This is a genomic window from Nonomuraea sp. NPDC047897 (genome assembly GCF_043204415.1).
Classification (GTDB): Bacteria; Actinomycetota; Actinomycetes; order Streptosporangiales; family Streptosporangiaceae; genus Nonomuraea.
This window is the reverse complement of record NZ_JBIDCC010000008.1, coordinates 202,357-217,094: the sequence shown is the minus strand read 5'-3', so window position 1 is coordinate 217,094 and position 14,738 is coordinate 202,357. Positions and strand designations below refer to the sequence as shown.

The window sequence follows — 14,738 nt, the reverse complement described above, 5'->3', positions numbered from 1 at the left end:
CCGCAAATCCGTTAACGGCACTGCCGGAATGAGCGTGCGTTTTCTGGCACAACGCTCCATTCCGGATGAGCCCCCCAGCCTGGAAAGGATCGGCGTATGAAGAATGCAATGAAGCGCATCTCCGTGGGGATGTCGACCACCATCGCCGCCGCCGCCATGGTCGTCGCCCTCGCTCCGGCGCCGGCCTCCGCGCAGGTCATCGTCAGGTGGTTCCCGTACACCACCGCGGGTGCGAAGGCGTGCAACAGCGCCGCCAACGCGGCCGGACCCGAGTACTACTGCACCACGATCAAGGTCGGCTCCACGAAGATGTACGCCCTCGCCAGGCCGTAGCCGGCTACCCGCCGGCCACCGCCTCCCTGCGCGATTCGCCGGCAACGGCGAAGAGGAGGCGGTGGCTGTGTCGGTGGCTGTGTCGTTCGTGCCGGCACTCGTGGCGGCGGCTGCCCCGTGACCGAGTGATGCGCCGGCAGCGGCTCACGCCGAGTCCGGCGGCGGGGTCAGGGGCGCAGGCGTTCGAGTTCGTCGGCGCGGCGGTGGTCCTTCGGCCGGCCGATGGCCCGCCGCATGCGGATGAGGTCGTCGAGGGCGACGTAGCGGATCGTGAGACCCGAAGGGTCGTCCGCGTGCACGGCTCGGGCCAGGCACGCGGCGACGTCGAGGCCGCCCCACGCCAGGGCGGGCGTGCACAGGTCTCCGCCGGCCCCGGTCACCCGGTAGGCCACCTGAGGGTGGTCGAGGTCGGGCGGCTCGGCGCAGCCGGCGATGACGAGGGCGTCGCGCAGGGCGCGCGCCTCCGCGGGCGTCCCGTCCCACAGCAGGTCGAGGTCGCCGGTCAGCTCGGCGGAGCCGTGAATGATGCCGGCGACCTGGCCGATGACGACGGCCTGCGAACCTGCCTGGTGCAGGGCGTGGAGGAACGGGAACGGATCGAAGCCGAGTGCCCCGTCCGTGGCGAAGGTGCCCACGAGGTCGTCGGCGTCCTCCGGGGGCCGTCCCGTGGCGGTACGGTCGCGTGTGGCGGCCGCGGTTCGGGCGACGGCCTGACGGAGTCGGGTGACAGCGGTCCGGGTCATGCCCCCATCCAACAGGCAGGCAGCGGGGGCAAGATCCGGCGCCGGTGGCGCCGGTGACAGGATTGGCCCATGGACAACGGGCACGTGATGTTCACCTCCGCCCGCGGGCGGTGGATCCTGACGGCCACCGTGCTCGGCTCTGGCCTCGCCATGCTCGACAGCACCGTGGTCAACGTCGCCCTGCCCTTCCTCGGTGACGAGCTGAACGCGGGCATGGCGGGCCTGCAGTGGACGGTCAACTCCTACACGCTCACCCTGGCCGGGCTGATCCTGCTCGGCGGCTCGCTCGGCGACCGGTTCGGCCGGCGCCGCATCTTCCTGCTGGGCACCGTCTGGTTCGCGGTCGCCTCGGCGCTGTGCGGGCTGGCGCCGAACATCGAGTTCCTCGTCGCCGCCCGCGCGCTGCAGGGCATCGGCGGCGCCCTGCTCACGCCGGGATCGCTGGCGATCATCCAGGCGTCGTTCGTCCGGGCCGACCGGCCGCGCGCCGTGGGCCTCTGGTCGGGCCTCGGCGGCGTGGCCAGCGCGATCGGGCCCCTGCTGGGCGGCTGGCTGGTGCAGACGGCGGGCTGGCGGTGGGCGTTCCTGATCAACCTGCCGTTCGCGCTGCTCGTCGTGCTGGTCACGCTGCGGCACGTGCCGGAGAGCCGCGACGAGCAGGCCGCGGGCCGCTTCGACGTGCTCGGTTCGGCGCTGGCCGCGCTCGCGCTGGCCGGGATCACCTACGGGCTGATCGAGCGGGGCGCCCCGGCGCCGCTGGTCGTGGGCGTGCTGCTGGGCGTCGCGTTCGTCGTGGTCGAGCGGCGCCGCTCGCCCGCCGCGCTGGTGCCGGTCGGGATGTTCCGCGACCGGGTGTTCACGGCGGTGAACGTCGTCACACTCATCATGTACGCCGCGATGGGCGTGGTGTTCTTCCTGCTCGTCATCCAGTTGCAGGTGGTGTCGGGCTTCTCGCCGGTGGCGGCCGGGCTGGCCCTGCTGCCGGTCACGATCCTCATGATGCTGCTGTCGCCCCGGGCCGGGGAGATCGCCAGGCGCCACGGGCCCCGCCTGCCGATGACGGCCGGCATCCTGGTGGCCGGGCTCGGCTTCGTCTGGATGAGCGCGATCGGGCCCGGCTCCTCGTACGCGCTGCAGGTGCTGCCCGCGGTGACCGTCTTCGGCCTCGGCCTGTCGGCGGCGGTGGCGCCGCTCACCGCGACCGTGCTGGCCAGCGCCGAGGAGCGCTACGCGGGCACCGCCAGCGGCGTGAACAACGCGGTGGCCCGGACCGGCAGCCTCCTCGCGGTGGCGGCCGTGCCCCCGCTGGTGGGACTGGTCGGCGACGCGTTCGAACGGCCCGCGGTGTTCGACGCGGGGTTTCGGGCCGCGATGCTGATCAGCGCCGTGATGATGCTGGTCTCCGCACTGATCACGTTCCCACGATCAGGACGAACGTCCTCGCGCCCGAGGAGACCCGCGCCTGACCGGCCCCCTCTGATCAGAACGTGAACGGCTGGCTGCGGACGCTGTTGTCGAAGTTGGACAGCAGCAGCTCCGGCTCGCCGACCGACCGGATGCCGGGCAGCCTGGTCAGCAGCTCGCGGAACATCGTGCGCATCTCCTGCCTGGCCAGGTTGGCGCCCAGGCAGAAGTGCGGTCCCGGCCCGCCGAAGCCGACGTGCGGCTTGGTGTCTCGGGTGATGTCGAACGTGTCGGGGTCGGGGAAGACGCTCTCGTCGCGGTTGGCCGAGCCGTAGAACAGCACGACCTTGTCGCCCTTCCTCAGCTCCAGGCCCCGCAGGGAGTAGTCCTGGGTCACCGTGCGCCTGAACTGGATGATGGGCGAGACGAACCGGACCATCTCCTCGATCGCGCCGTTGATGTGGCCGTCGAAGTCGCTCATCAGCAGCTCGCGCTGCGCCGGGTTGTCGGTGAGCAGCTTGATGCCGTGGGCCATCGTGTTGCGGGCGGTCTCGTTGCCGGCCACCAGCAGCAGGGCGAAGAACGAGCCCAGCTCCTTGTCGGTCAGTTTCTCGCCGTCGGGGTTGGCGGTGACCAGCAGGGAGATGAGGTCGCCGGCCGGGGCGGCGGCCCGCTCGTGGCCGAGCTTGATGACCATGCGCTGCAGGGCCAGCAGGGCCAGCATGTTCTGGCCGGCGAGCTGGACGCTGCGGGCCAGGCTCGGGCGGACGCCGGTGTAGGCGGTGGAGACGTCGACGTGTTGGTGGACCTTGGCGCGCAGCTCCTGCGGGATGTCCAGCATGTCGCAGATGACGTGGATGGGCAGCCGGGCGGCCACCTGGTCGACGAAGTCGCGCGGGCCGTCCTTGACGACGTCGTCGACGATGCGCGTGCAGGCCGCCTCGATGTCGCTCTGCAGCCCGGCCAGCATGCGTGGGCTGAACGAGCGGGTGACGATGCGGCGCAGCCGGGCGTGCCGCGGGTCGTCCATGTTGACCAGCGACTCGCCGAACACCTGCTTGACCCAGCCCGGCGGCTCCGGGTTGGTGACGGCCGGCTCGCTGGAGAACACCTTGGCGTTGCGGCTGGCCTCCACCACGTCGGCGTGGCGGACGAGGGCGTGGAAACCCTTGCCGGAACGCAGCAGCGGCACCTTCTTCTCGGGAAAGAACACCGGGTGCTCCAGCTGCCGGAGCCGGGCGAACGCCTCCTGTCGTTCCTTGAGCGGTTTGCGCCAGAAGTCCAGGTCTGCGAGATCGATGTCCGCGAGATCGATGTCCACGGGCCTATCCTGGCACGTTCCCTCCCCGGTCCCGCCACGGATCCCCGCGCCCGCCCCACCGATGTGCATCAGGACTGTGCATCAGGACCTCGGGGGGCGTTCGCGGGCCGTTCAGTCCGGGTTTCACCCGGCCGGACATCACTGGAGGCATGAACGCACTGCTCGCCGCCTGCCTGGCGCTTCCCCTGGCCGCCGGTACGGCACCCGCCGCCGCACGGTCGTGCGGCGGCGCCCCGTCCGACTTCGACGGCGACCGCCGCGCCGACCTCGTCGTGGCCGCCCCGTACGACGACCGGCGGGCCGGCTCGGTGACCGTGCTGTACGGCGACGGCCGGACGGTGCGGCTCGTCCAGGACGAGCCGGAGCCGGGCGACGCGTTCGGCTCGGCGCTGGCGGTGGGCGAGTTCGACGGCGACGGGTGCGCCGACCTGGCCGTCGGCGTGTCGGAGGAGTTCGCGGACGAGCGGGTGCCGGGCGCCGACGGCAACGGCGCCGTCGAGCTGTTCCACGGCTCACCGGACGGGCTGCGCCCCGCGGGGCGGCTGACGCTGCCCGAGCCGTCGAGCGACCGGTTCGGCGCCGCGCTGGCGGCCGGCGACCTGGACGGCGACGGCCGCGACGAGCTGGCCGTCGGCGCACCGACACGGGGCCGGGGCGGGGCGGTCACCGTCTACTGGATGAAGGGCCGCGACCGGCAGGAGATCACGCAGCGGACCGGCTGGGTGCGGCAGGCCGCGGCCGTCACCGACCAGTGGGGCGCGGCGCTCGCCGCGGGCGACTTCGACGGCGACGGCCGCGACGAGCTGGCCGTGGGGGCGCCCGCCGACACCGTGACGCAGGACGGGCAGGGCTCGGTCACGGTGCTCGACCCCGCGCGCCGCCGGGCGCTGGCGCTCACGCAGAGCAGCCCCGGCGTCAAGGGGTCGGCGGAGAAGTGGGACGGGTTCGGCGCGGCGCTGGCCACCGGGGACTTCGACGCCGACGGCCGCGACGACCTGGCCGTCGGCGTGCCGGGCGAGGGGCTGAGCGCCCGGCAGCGCGCGATGGACTACGGCGACGGCGCGGTCCACGTCGTGTACGGGGGGCCGGCCGGGCTGCGCGGGGCACGCACCGAGATGTGGACGCAGCGGCTGCTCAAGGGCGAGCCGCGCTACTACGACCGGTTCGGGGCGGCGCTGGCAGCCGGTGACTTCAACGGCGACGGTGACGACGAGCTGGCGGTCGGGGTCCCGGGCGAGAACGCGGTGCAGGTGCTGGCCGCTGGGCGGTCCGGCGGGCTGACGCGGCGTGGCGACGCGGTGGTCAAGGGGCGCGGCTGGGTGCCGGCCGCACTGCCCGGCGGGCGGGCGGCACGGGGCAGCGGGCGCGGCGACGGGCGTGGCGGCGGGCATGGCGGCGGGCATGGCGGCGGGCATGGCGACGGGCATGGCGACGGGCATGGCGACGGGCATGGCGGCGGGCATGGCGACGGGCTGGTGGTGGCGGATCCCGAGAGGGGCGCGGTGTGGTACGTGCCGGGGATGCGCCGGCCGGGCCCGTACGCGGGGGTGCGCCCGGGCGCGGCCCGCCGGCTCGGCAGCGGGCCCGGCCTGTACGGCTACGCCCTCGGCTGACCCTGGAGCGACCGCGTCGTGCGGGCGGGCACGGCCACCGGGGTTCCCGGCCCCCGGCGGCCACGACGCCGAGCGAACCCGCGGGTGCCGCCCGGCGGACGGTCAGGCGCGCGCCTGCTCCGCCGACGGGATCGTGACGCGGTGCGCGGTGCGGGCGCGGGCGCCCCTGCGGGAGATGTAGTCCAGCGTCCGGTACGCGACCGACAGGTCGTCGCGGGTCAGCCGGGCCATGATGTAGCCGCGCCGCTGGTCGATGTAGGAGATGTGCGGATTCTCGGCCATCGACTCGGCGATCCACGTCCCGTCGCGGTAGCCGTCGCCGTCGCTGGCGATCGAGGACGCCACCAGCTCACGGGCGACGACCGGGGAGCCGGGGTCGTCGGGGTCGGCCGTCAGGTCGGCCAGGTGGTGCATGTGGGCGTCGCCGGTCAGCACGACCGGGTTGGAGGTGGCCGCGAGCGAGCCGAGCAGCCGGGCGCGTTCGGGGGCGTAGCCGTCCCACGAGTCGAGGCTCACCTCGCGGCCCGGCCCTCGCCGGTAGTCGCGGTGGGCCACCATGATCTGCTGGCCGAGCAGGTTCCAGCGGGCGGCGGAGCCGCGCAGGCCGTCCTCCAGCCAGCGCCACTGGCCGGCGCCGAGCAGGGTGCGCCCCTCGTCGAACCGTTCGTCGCAGCCGGCCCGCACGCCGTCGAGGCAGGCCTGGTCGTCGCGGAACTGGCGGGTGTCCAGCAGGTGGAAGCGGGCGAGCGTGCCCCAGGAGACGCGCCGGTTCACCCGGAGCGCGGCTCCCCCGAGTGAGGCGCGGCGGAGCGGCATGTTCTCGTAGTAGGCGCGGAAGGCGTCGGCGCGGCGGCGGGCGAACGCGGGGGCGCCGGTGCTGGAGACGGGCCCGGCCCAGTTGTTCTCCACCTCGTGGTCGTCGAAGGCCACCAGCCACGGCGCCGCGGCGTGCGCGCGCTGCAGGTCGGGGTCGCTCTTGTACTGGGCGTGGCGCAGCCGGTAGTCGGCCAGGGTGGCGCACTTGCCCGGCGTGTGGGAGCGGACCCGGCCGGCGAGCGCGGTGTAGCCGCTCGGGCCGTACTCGTACAGGTAGTCGCCGAGGAAGACCACCAGGTCGGGCTCCTCCTCGGCGAGCCGCTGGTAGGCGGTGTAGAAGCCGTGCTCGTAGTGGGCGCAGGCGGCCACGGCGAAGGTCAGCGGCCGCTCCCCGTCGGGTGTGGTCGTGGTGCGGCCCGCGGGCGAGAGCCGCCCCTGGGCGCGAAAGCGGTAGTGGTACGGCGTGCCCGGTCGCAGGCCGGCGAGCTCGACGTGCACGCTGTGCGCGGCGCCGGCCCGGGCGGTGACGGTGCCGGACCGGACGATCGAGGAGAAGCGCTCGTCGGTGGCGACCTGCCAGTCGACGTCCACGTCGCGGGCGGGCATGCCGCCGTGCCCGTCGCCGCCGAGCGGGTCGAGGGCGAGCCGGGTCCAGAGCACGAACCCGTCCGCCGACGGGTCACCGGAGGCGACGCCGAGGGTGAACGGGTCGCCCTTCAACGCCCTCGACGTGCCCGTGCCGGTCGAGGTCGGGGTGCCGGTGGAGGTGAGGGGGCCGGTGCCGGTGAGAAGGCCCGCGGTCGCCGCCGCGAGGAAGGATCTGCGGTCCACGCTCCAGGTATGTCCGGCCCGGCTGACCCGGCCATGACAGCCGGGGCACGTCCACGTGAACAGCGTCCGTCAGGGAGCGGGGCGGCCGCTCCCGGACACGATCCACGTCATGCGATGAATGGTCGCAGGTGGGACGTGATGGCGGGGCAGCCGAGATACTTCTCCGCGGTGTGGAAGTCGATCCAGTCGAGGTTGACCAGTTCCTCCTGGTCCACTCCGGAGAAGCTGTCGCACAGGCCGGGCGGGATGGCGGCGATGTCGTCCCGGTCGGCGATGTTCACCCAGCGGGCGACGCCGGGAGGCCGCCGGCCACGGCCGTTGACCGGCGCGGGCAGCAGGCGTTCGAAGACGACGTCGCGCATGCCGAGCGGGCTGCCCAGAGTGACCAGCAGCTCCACCCGGAGGTCGGGGTCGGACCAGAGCGCCTCGTAGGCGACGACGCTGCCGAGCGAATGGGCGATCACCACGCGGGGCCGGTTGCGGCGGATCGTCTCGGCGACGGCGTCGCGGGACTTCTCGCGCCTGCCGGGGTCGGTCAGGTAGGCCGCCACCTCCGGCGCGAACAGCGCGGCGAACGCCGCCGACCGGCTGTCGAGCCGGGTCAGCAGCCAGCCGGTGAAGGTCCTGAGCGCCCCCGTGACGTGCTCGCCGACGCCGAGTTGCCGCGCCCAGCCGGCGAGCACCCGGTGGGCGGGCGCCTCCATCGCGAGGAGCTGTCCGGGCTCGGCCGAGCGCGGCCGGCCGTCGTGCAGGAGGTGCGCGTAGTAGGCGACGTCGCTGAGGTACGGCCGGGGCTCGCCGCCGAGGGCCGCGTGCAGGTAGCGGTCCCATTTGCGGCGCATCGCCTCGGCCGCGCCGGTGGCCGAGTTGCCGGCGGCCACGAAGTAGTCGTACTTGCCGATCCCGTGCACGCCGACGATGCCGGCCACAGCGCCTCCCCACAAGACCCCGGTACATGCCAGGCGAATAGTGGCATAGGCCGCGGGCGTTCGCCCGCCCTTTCCGCTGACGCGGACGCCTCAGGGGTCGCGGCGCAGCCGCTTGAGGTCGGCGCGGTGCTTCTTGGCGGCGATGCGGCGCTCCACCGCGCCCCGCCCCGGCTTGGTCGGCCGGCGGCGCTTCGGCGGCGGCGCGATCGCCTCGCGCAGCCGCTGCGCGAGGCGCTGCGCGGCCGCCTCCCTGTTGCGCAGCTGGGAGCGGTGCTCGGAGGCGGCGATCGTGATGACGCCGGCGCCCAGTCGTTGCAGCGCGCGGGCCTTCAGCGACGGCGGGAGCGCCGAACTGGCCGACACGTCGAACGTCAGCTCCACCCTGCTGTCGGTGGTGTTGACTCCCTGGCCGCCCGGACCGGACGAGCGTGAGAAACGCCAGAGCAGCTCGGCGTCGGGGATGACGACCGAGTCGGTGACGACCAGCGGGCCGGACGTGGCGCCGGACATGGCGATGGGCTCCTCACGGGTGCGGGATCTGCCTCCACCGTACCGATGGCACCCGTACGGCTGGCAACGGCTTTTCTCCGAACGCTCCAGCGGGAGACGGGATTCCGCGCGCGCGAGGAGGGCCGCTCAGGCCGAGAGCACCGGCTCACGCACGGGCTCACGTACAGGCTCACGTACGGGCTCACGTACGGGCTCACGTACGGGCTCACGTACGGGCTCACGTACGGAGGCCGGGCAGAGCCGGTCGACCACGTCGCGCACCTGGTCGCGCAGGTAGCGGGCGGTCAGCAGGCCCTGGGCGTCGAAGTGCGGGCAGCTCGGCGACAGCACCAGTTCGGTGCCCGTGACGACGGCGCCCGCGCCGGCGAGCTGGGTGCACAGCTCGGCCTGCGCCCACATGGCGCCGCAGGCCCGGACGCTGGCGCTCAGCACCGCGACGTGCTTGCCGGCCAGCACCCCCGCCGCCGTCAGCCAGCGCAGCGCGTGGCCCAGCTCGGCGGGCAGCAGGCTGTGCTCGGGCGCTGTCAGCAGCAGCCCGTCGGCCTGGTCGACCAGCCGCACCAGTTCGAGTGCCGGGCCGGGCACCGGGCCCGGGACGTACGGCGGCACGGTGGCGAGGCCGGGCCAGCGCGTGAAGCCCGCCTCCGGCGGAAGCTCGCGGCCCACCGCCTCCAGCAGCCTGTTGATGAAGGACCCGGTGTGCAGGCTGCCGGCCATCCCGACGACTTTCACCGAGCACCTGCCGCGTGGGCGCCCCGTCCGCGACGGCGCGGAGTAGTGGAACGGCGGGTCATCGTGACCTCCCTGGTCGTGTACTTGGAGCTCGCTGAGGTGATCGCAGGTCGCTGGAGCACTGCGGAGCTGCCCCGTTCGCAGGGATTCAGGCGGAGAATCAGCATTCTCACGGGAAACAGGAGCGCGCGGGCGCACCACCGCCCGCCGTGCGCGACGCGCACCGGCGGCGGGCCGGGACTCAGTGGAGCGGGTCCGTACGGGAGGGGCCGCCGCCGGGTGGGCCTGCGCATCGCGAACCGCAACGCGACCTCCTCCTCACGGGGTAGCCGTCGCCGTTGGAATCCCAGTCGTCAGATCACCGTCGTCGGATCGGGGAGGATGCCGGCTCGACTCCGCAGAGGGGTTCTGGCACCCGTGGTCGGGAACCTGCCCGATGTCTTGGATGTCCAAGACCATCCCGTGGTCAAGACGCGGCCGGGATTGCCGTATCGGGAGGAAGACCGCGAGCCGGTTCAGCCGATCGGGTCGCGAGGACGGCGGAAGACGACGACGAGGACGCGCAGGACGAGGACGGAGCTGACGACCAGCAGGTTGTAGCCGATCATCTGGAAGAACGTGATCGCCTCGCTGACCCGCGGGCCGCCCTCGGTGCCCAGCAGCAGCACGCCCATCAGCCCGGCGGTGGCGCCGAGGACGGTCAGCAGCACCTGGTGGAGCAGTCCGGTCACGAAGCGGCGGTCGCGGTCGTCGGCGAGCAGGCGGACGTTCAGGCTGAACCGGCCGTGTTCGGCGGCGCTGGCGATGCGCTCCACGCGCCGGGGCAGGCGGCGCAGCATCGGCAGCAGCGCGGCCAGCTCCTGACCGACGGCCTCCTTCACGGCGTCGCCGTCGAGCCGCTCGGCGAGGTGGCGGCGGGCGAAGGCGCGGGCCTCGCCGATCAGGTCGAAGCCCGGGGCCAGCCGCAGCAGCGTGCCCTCCAGGGTGGCCAGGGCGCGGAAGACGGCCGCGACCTCCGGCGGGACCGACAGCCCGTGCCGGGAGACGAGGGTGAACAGGTCGGTGAACAGCTGGGCGCTGCCCGTGCCGGGCACCAGGTGCCTGGCCATGAACTGGCCGAGCGCCCGTTCGAGGGCGGGCTCGTCGATGTCCTCGGGCCTCGGCACGACCTCCAGCAGCGCGTCGGTGACGGCGACGGGGTCCTGCCGGTTCATGGCGAGCAGGAAGCGTTGCAGGGCCGAGCGCATCGAGGTGTCGAGCCGGCCGACCGAGCCGAAGTCGAGCAGGCCGAGGGTGCCGTCGTCGAGCAGCATGAGGTTGCCGGGGTGCGGGTCGGCGTGGAAGACGCCTTCCATGAGCACCTGCCGCAGCAGGCAGTCGAGCAGCGCCCGGGCGAGTTCGGGCCCCTGCCCGGGGTCGGCCGTGACGAGCGGGCGGCCCGTCAGCCGCTGCATGACGAGGACGCGCTCGGTACACAGCGCCGACACGGGGGCGGGATAGGTGACGTCGCTGCCCTTGGCCGCGGTGACGGCGGCCATGTTGGCCGCCTCGACGCGGAAGTCCAGTTCCTCGCGGAGGGCGACCGCGAACCCCTCGGCCAGGTCGCGCACGCCGAGCGAGCGGCCCCAGCGGGTGCGGGTCTCCAGGGTGAGCGCCAGGCGGCGGACGATGTCCAGGTCGCGGTCCACGACCTGGTCGATGCCGGGCCGGCGGATCTTGACCACGACCTCCTCGCCGGTGTGCAGGCGGGCGACGTGCACCTGCGCGATCGACGCGGCGGCCAGCGGGGTGCGGTCGAAGGCGGCGAAGACGCTCTCGGCCGCTCCGCCCAGCTCGGCCGTCAGCACCGGCTCGATCTGCTCCCACGGCGCGGGGGCGACCCGGTCCTGCAGCAGCATCAGCTCGTCCACGAACTCCGCCGGCAGCAGGTCGCGCCGGGTGGACAGGACCTGGCCGAGTTTGACGAAGGTGACGCCGCCGTCGTCGAGCGCCCGGCGCAGCGAGGCGGCCAGCCGCTGCCTGCCCGGCCGGTCCCCCGCCTCGGTCCTCGGGTCGCGCCCGCGCAGGTACGGGCCGAGGCCGTGGCGGATCGCGATCCGGGTGATCTGGGAGTAGCGCCTGGTGCGGGAGGCGCGGCCGCGCAACGACCTGGCCAGCTCCAGCGGGCCGGGGATCGAGCCGGGCGGGACCAGCGCCTCGGCCAGGACGAGTAGCACCATCGGGATGAGGACCACGCACATGGTCGCCAGGAGGATGGCCCAGGCGGCCCCGATACCCGGGTCGCGGTCGCCCTCGAACGGCTCCAGGATCGGCGACAGCAGCGGCGCGGCGAGGGTGAAGGCCAGCAGCGCGGCCAGGAACGTCCGGACGGCCCCGAACCTGACCCCGAGCAGGCGGCGGGCGGAGCCGGCGAGCAGCAGGATCATCAGGAGTGCCACGACGGACACGATCAGGGCCACGGAGACGTCCATGGCCCTCGATCCTTCCAGATGAAATGCCCCACCTCAGCCCGGTATGGCCTGCCGGGCGGGACGCCTCCGGGTCAGAGCCGGGCGGCCTCACGGGCGCGGCGCGCCTCCCGGCGCTCCACGAAACGGGCGGCCGTCGCCTCCGTCCTGGCCAGGAACGCCGACAGCTCCTCGCGGGCCTGCTCGCCCTCGGCGTCGAGCCCGGTCTTGTCGAACACCGCCCACTGCTTCAGCACCGGCATCAGCACGTCGTCGAGGTGCAGGCGCAGGTCGTAGATGCCCTCGTGGGCGATGACCATGGCCTTGCGGGTGAAACCCTCGATGCTGGAACCGGGCATCTGGAAGGTGGTGACCACGTCGGTCACGGCCCGCATGGTCTGGTTGGGGTCGAGCTCGAAGGCCGCCTTGAGCAGGTTGCGGTAGAAGAGCATGTGCAGGTTCTCGTCGGCGGCGATGCGGGCGAGCAGCCGCTCGCAGCCCTCGTCACCCGACGCCCTGCCGGTGTTGCGGTGCGCGATGCGGGTGGCCAGCTCCTGGAAGGAGACGTAGGCGAGCTGCTGCAGCATGGTGCCGTACTCGGTGGCGAAGCCCTGCTCCATGTGCACCATGCGGGCGCGCTCCAGCGCGACGGGGTCGACCGCCCGGGTGACGGTCAGGTAGTCGCGGATCGCGGTGCCGTGCCGGTCCTCCTCGGCCGTCCACCGGTGCACCCAGGTGCCCCACGCGCCGTCGCGGCCGAACGTGGTGGCGATCTCGTGGTGGTAGCTCGGCAGGTTGTCCTCGGTCAGCAGGTTGACGATGAGGGAGACGCGCGCGGCCTCGGGCAGCTTGGAGTCGCCCTCCTGCCATGCCTCGCCCCCGTAGACACCGTCGAAGTTGCGGCCCTCGCTCCACGGGACGTACTCGTGCGGGAACCACTCCTTGGCCATCGCGTGATGGCGGTCGAGCTCTCCCGCGACCACGGGCTCCAGCTCGTGCAGGAGTTCCGTCTGAGTCATCGCCATAGATACATCGTCTCCTTTGGTTACGGCACCGTAGGTTAGGCTACCGGAAGGTCGTCGCCGTCCCGTAAGGTGCCACCATGCGCCCCAGCGTCCGCGGTGTCCTGCTCGACCAAGACGACCTGCTGATCGTGTTCCGGCGCACGGTGCCGGGCCGTGACGTCTACTACTCGGTGCCCGGCGGCCACGTCGAGCCGGAGGACTCCACCCTGGAGCACACGCTGCGCCGGGAGCTGATGGAGGAGCTGGGCGCGACGGTGTCCGGCATCACACCGCTGACCACGGTGACCCACCCGTGGCAGGGCGCGGTGAAGACGCAACACGTCTACGGCTGCCGCCTGGTCGCCATGGACCCGGCGCTGCGGCACGGCCCCGAGCTGGACGACCCGGCGCGGGGGCGCTACGACGTGGAGCGGCTGCCGCTGCGGCCGTCCGAGATCACCTCGCGGCACGTCGTGCCGGAGGCGGTCGCCGCCTACCTGTCGGAGCACATCGCCGCGCTGCCCGAGCTGATCAGCACGCCCTGATCAGCACGCCCTGATCAGCACGCCCTGATCAGCGCACCCGATCAGCGCCTTGATCAGCCCTTGATCAGCACGCGCTGACCGGCGCGCGTCTCACGAGCGGCGGTCCTCGATCTCCCACAGGTGGTCGACGACGTGCCAGACGAGCCGGCGGGCGGCGTAGCGGGGCGGCCAGCGCAGGTCTCCCTCGCCCGGCCGCCAGGGCCGCGCCAGCACCGCGGCGAGCTCGGCCCGCATCGCGTCGCGGTCCTCGCGTGACCGGTACGGCCCGTGCCGCACGCCGAGCTTGCGGGCGTAGGAGCGTTCGGCCTCCACGACGTGGGCGTACACCTTGGACGTGTCACGCCCTCCCCCGCGCGGCCCCTTGCGCAGTTCCTCGGGCGAGGCGGCCACCACCTCGTCGAACAGCTCCCACGCGGCGCGCAGCACCCGCACCTGCCGTTCGGCCTCCGCCTGCTCCACCGGCTCGTGGTCGAGGTCGCAGACGGCGTGCGGCGCGCCGAAGTCGGTGGTGGCGTCGCCCGGGACGCGGGCGACCACCTCGGGGTCGCCGGGCTCGAACGCCAGTCCGGCCCGCGCCGCCACCACGCGATAGCGCGGGACGTACTCCATGAGCAGGTCGAGCGCGGCCTCCTCGCCCTTGGCGACGCGGCACCAGCCGGGCCAGACGAGCGAGCAGGCGAAGACCTTCTTCGGGCCGATCTCCAGGTAGACACGGGTCATGGACCCAGCGTGCCACCCGTACCTGACGGATCCCGTCAGGTTCAGATGAGTTCGATCAGGTCGGCCACCGAGTCGACCACGAGGGAGGGCCGGTAGGGGAAGCGGTCGATCTGCCCGGGCTGGGTGACGCCGGTGAGCACGAGAATCGTGTAGAGGCCGGCCTCCATGCCGCAGACGACGTCGGTGTCCATGCGGTCGCCGATCATGGCGGTGGTCTCGCTGTGGCCGTCGATCGCGTTGAGCGCGCTGCGCATCATGCGGGGGTTTGGCTTGCCGACGAAGTAGGGCTCCACGCCCGTCGCCTTGGTGATCATCGCGGCGACGGCGCCGCAGGCGGGCAGGGAGCCCTCGGTGGACGGGCCGATCGGGTCGGGGTTGGTGGCGATGAAGCGGGCGCCGTTCTCGATGAGGCGGATGGCCCGGGTGATCTGGGTGAAGCTGTAGGTGCGGGTCTCGCCGAGCACCACGTAGTCGGGGTCGAGGTCGGTGAGCACGTAGCCGACCTCGTGCAGCGCCGTGGTCAGCCCGGCCTCGCCGATCGCGTACGCCGAGCCGCCGGGCCGCTGGTCGGTGAGGAACTCCGCCGTGGCCAGCGCGGAGGTCCAGATGGACTCGGGCGGCACCTCCAGGCCGGCGGCGAGCAGGCGCACGGACAGGTCGCGGGGGGTGTAGATCGAGTTGTTGGTCAGCACCCGGAACGGCTTGCCTGAGGCTCCGAGCCGCTTGATGAAGGTGTCGGCCCCGGGGACCGGGCGCCCCTCGTGGACGAGGACGCCATCCATATCGGACA

14 protein-coding genes are annotated in these 14,738 nt (G+C 73.1%); 4 read left to right on the top strand and 10 right to left on the bottom strand.

Translation table 11 applies throughout. The annotated features are described in order from the left end of the window. Positions 1 to 96 precede the first annotated feature (96 nt). On the top strand, positions 97 to 333 hold the full coding sequence (locus tag ACGF0J_RS19845) for a hypothetical protein (RefSeq protein ID WP_393147716.1): 237 nt from the start codon (positions 97 to 99) through the stop codon (positions 331 to 333). 167 nt (positions 334 to 500) lie between these two features. Here ACGF0J_RS19845 and ACGF0J_RS19840 read toward each other — a convergent pair whose 3' ends face one another. Next, the gene (locus ACGF0J_RS19840) at positions 501 to 1,076 is read right to left on the bottom strand and encodes a hypothetical protein (protein WP_393147714.1); all 576 of its coding nucleotides are present in this window, start codon (positions 1,074 to 1,076) and stop codon (positions 501 to 503) included. Positions 1,077 to 1,145: 69 nt separating this feature from the next. Here ACGF0J_RS19840 and ACGF0J_RS19835 point away from each other — a divergent pair, with 69 nt between their 5' ends. Then, a complete protein-coding gene (locus ACGF0J_RS19835) occupies positions 1,146 to 2,567 on the top strand; it encodes an MFS transporter (RefSeq protein WP_393147712.1) in 1,422 nt (473 codons plus the stop codon). Here the strand turns inward: ACGF0J_RS19835 and ACGF0J_RS19830 are convergent. Then, a complete protein-coding gene (locus ACGF0J_RS19830) occupies positions 2,557 to 3,801 on the bottom strand; it encodes a cytochrome P450 (protein WP_393147710.1) in 1,245 nt (414 codons plus the stop codon). The two genes, ACGF0J_RS19835 and ACGF0J_RS19830, sit on opposite strands and share 11 nt — an antisense overlap. Positions 3,802 to 3,950: 149 nt before the next feature. Between ACGF0J_RS19830 and ACGF0J_RS19825 the strand changes: the two genes are divergently transcribed. Then, positions 3,951 to 5,414 (top strand): FG-GAP and VCBS repeat-containing protein, encoded by a 1,464-nt coding sequence (locus ACGF0J_RS19825; protein ID WP_393147708.1) that lies wholly within the window; start codon positions 3,951 to 3,953, stop codon positions 5,412 to 5,414. Between the two features lie 102 nt (positions 5,415 to 5,516). Here ACGF0J_RS19825 and ACGF0J_RS19820 read toward each other — a convergent pair whose 3' ends face one another. The 6 genes from ACGF0J_RS19820 to ACGF0J_RS19795 form a co-directional block, all read right to left on the bottom strand. Continuing rightward, positions 5,517 to 7,061, bottom strand: coding sequence for an alkaline phosphatase D family protein (locus tag ACGF0J_RS19820; protein WP_393147706.1), 1,545 nt, complete (start codon positions 7,059 to 7,061; stop codon positions 5,517 to 5,519). 107 nt (positions 7,062 to 7,168) lie between these two features. After that, positions 7,169 to 7,990: a hypothetical protein gene (locus ACGF0J_RS19815; RefSeq protein ID WP_393147704.1), complete on the bottom strand. Its 822-nt coding sequence runs from the start codon at positions 7,988 to 7,990 to the stop codon at positions 7,169 to 7,171. Between the two features lie 90 nt (positions 7,991 to 8,080). Next, a complete protein-coding gene (arfB, locus tag ACGF0J_RS19810; RefSeq protein ID WP_393147702.1) occupies positions 8,081 to 8,500 on the bottom strand; it encodes an alternative ribosome rescue aminoacyl-tRNA hydrolase ArfB in 420 nt (139 codons plus the stop codon). A gap of 126 nt (positions 8,501 to 8,626) precedes the next feature. Further along, positions 8,627 to 9,232 (bottom strand): NADPH-dependent FMN reductase, encoded by a 606-nt coding sequence (locus ACGF0J_RS19805; RefSeq protein WP_393147700.1) that lies wholly within the window; start codon positions 9,230 to 9,232, stop codon positions 8,627 to 8,629. Positions 9,233 to 9,747: 515 nt separating this feature from the next. Further along, complete coding sequence (locus ACGF0J_RS19800) at positions 9,748 to 11,703, bottom strand: ABC1 kinase family protein (protein WP_393147698.1); 1,956 nt, start codon at positions 11,701 to 11,703, stop codon at positions 9,748 to 9,750. Positions 11,704 to 11,774: 71 nt separating this feature from the next. Then, a complete protein-coding gene (locus ACGF0J_RS19795; RefSeq protein ID WP_393147696.1) occupies positions 11,775 to 12,704 on the bottom strand; it encodes an acyl-ACP desaturase in 930 nt (309 codons plus the stop codon). 77 nt (positions 12,705 to 12,781) lie between these two features. Here ACGF0J_RS19795 and ACGF0J_RS19790 point away from each other — a divergent pair, with 77 nt between their 5' ends. Next, positions 12,782 to 13,228: an NUDIX domain-containing protein gene (locus ACGF0J_RS19790; RefSeq protein ID WP_393147694.1), complete on the top strand. Its 447-nt coding sequence runs from the start codon at positions 12,782 to 12,784 to the stop codon at positions 13,226 to 13,228. A gap of 90 nt (positions 13,229 to 13,318) precedes the next feature. On the opposite strand, the gene ACGF0J_RS19785 is transcribed toward ACGF0J_RS19790, so the two are convergent. Beyond that, entirely contained in the window at positions 13,319 to 13,948 is a 630-nt protein-coding gene (locus ACGF0J_RS19785; RefSeq protein WP_393147692.1) for a hypothetical protein, read from the bottom strand. Positions 13,949 to 13,989: 41 nt separating this feature from the next. Further along, on the bottom strand, positions 13,990 to 14,730 hold the full coding sequence (locus ACGF0J_RS19780; protein ID WP_393148073.1) for an HAD-IIA family hydrolase: 741 nt from the start codon (positions 14,728 to 14,730) through the stop codon (positions 13,990 to 13,992). Between the last annotated feature and the right edge of the window lie 8 nt (positions 14,731 to 14,738).

Coding starts and splice junctions, on each gene's coding strand:
- ACGF0J_RS19845 (WP_393147716.1), top strand. CDS start 97: ATGAAGAATGCAATGAAGCGCATCTCCGTGGGGATGTCGACCACCATC.
- ACGF0J_RS19840 (WP_393147714.1), bottom strand. CDS start 1,076: ATGACCCGGACCGCTGTCACCCGACTCCGTCAGGCCGTCGCCCGAACC.
- ACGF0J_RS19835 (WP_393147712.1), top strand. CDS start 1,146: ATGGACAACGGGCACGTGATGTTCACCTCCGCCCGCGGGCGGTGGATC.
- ACGF0J_RS19825 (WP_393147708.1), top strand. CDS start 3,951: ATGAACGCACTGCTCGCCGCCTGCCTGGCGCTTCCCCTGGCCGCCGGT.
- arfB (WP_393147702.1), bottom strand. CDS start 8,500: ATGTCCGGCGCCACGTCCGGCCCGCTGGTCGTCACCGACTCGGTCGTC.
- ACGF0J_RS19800 (WP_393147698.1), bottom strand. CDS start 11,703: ATGGACGTCTCCGTGGCCCTGATCGTGTCCGTCGTGGCACTCCTGATG.
- ACGF0J_RS19795 (WP_393147696.1), bottom strand. CDS start 12,704: ATGGCGATGACTCAGACGGAACTCCTGCACGAGCTGGAGCCCGTGGTC.
- ACGF0J_RS19790 (WP_393147694.1), top strand. CDS start 12,782: ATGCGCCCCAGCGTCCGCGGTGTCCTGCTCGACCAAGACGACCTGCTG.
- ACGF0J_RS19785 (WP_393147692.1), bottom strand. CDS start 13,948: ATGACCCGTGTCTACCTGGAGATCGGCCCGAAGAAGGTCTTCGCCTGC.
- ACGF0J_RS19780 (WP_393148073.1), bottom strand. CDS start 14,730: ATGGATGGCGTCCTCGTCCACGAGGGGCGCCCGGTCCCCGGGGCCGAC.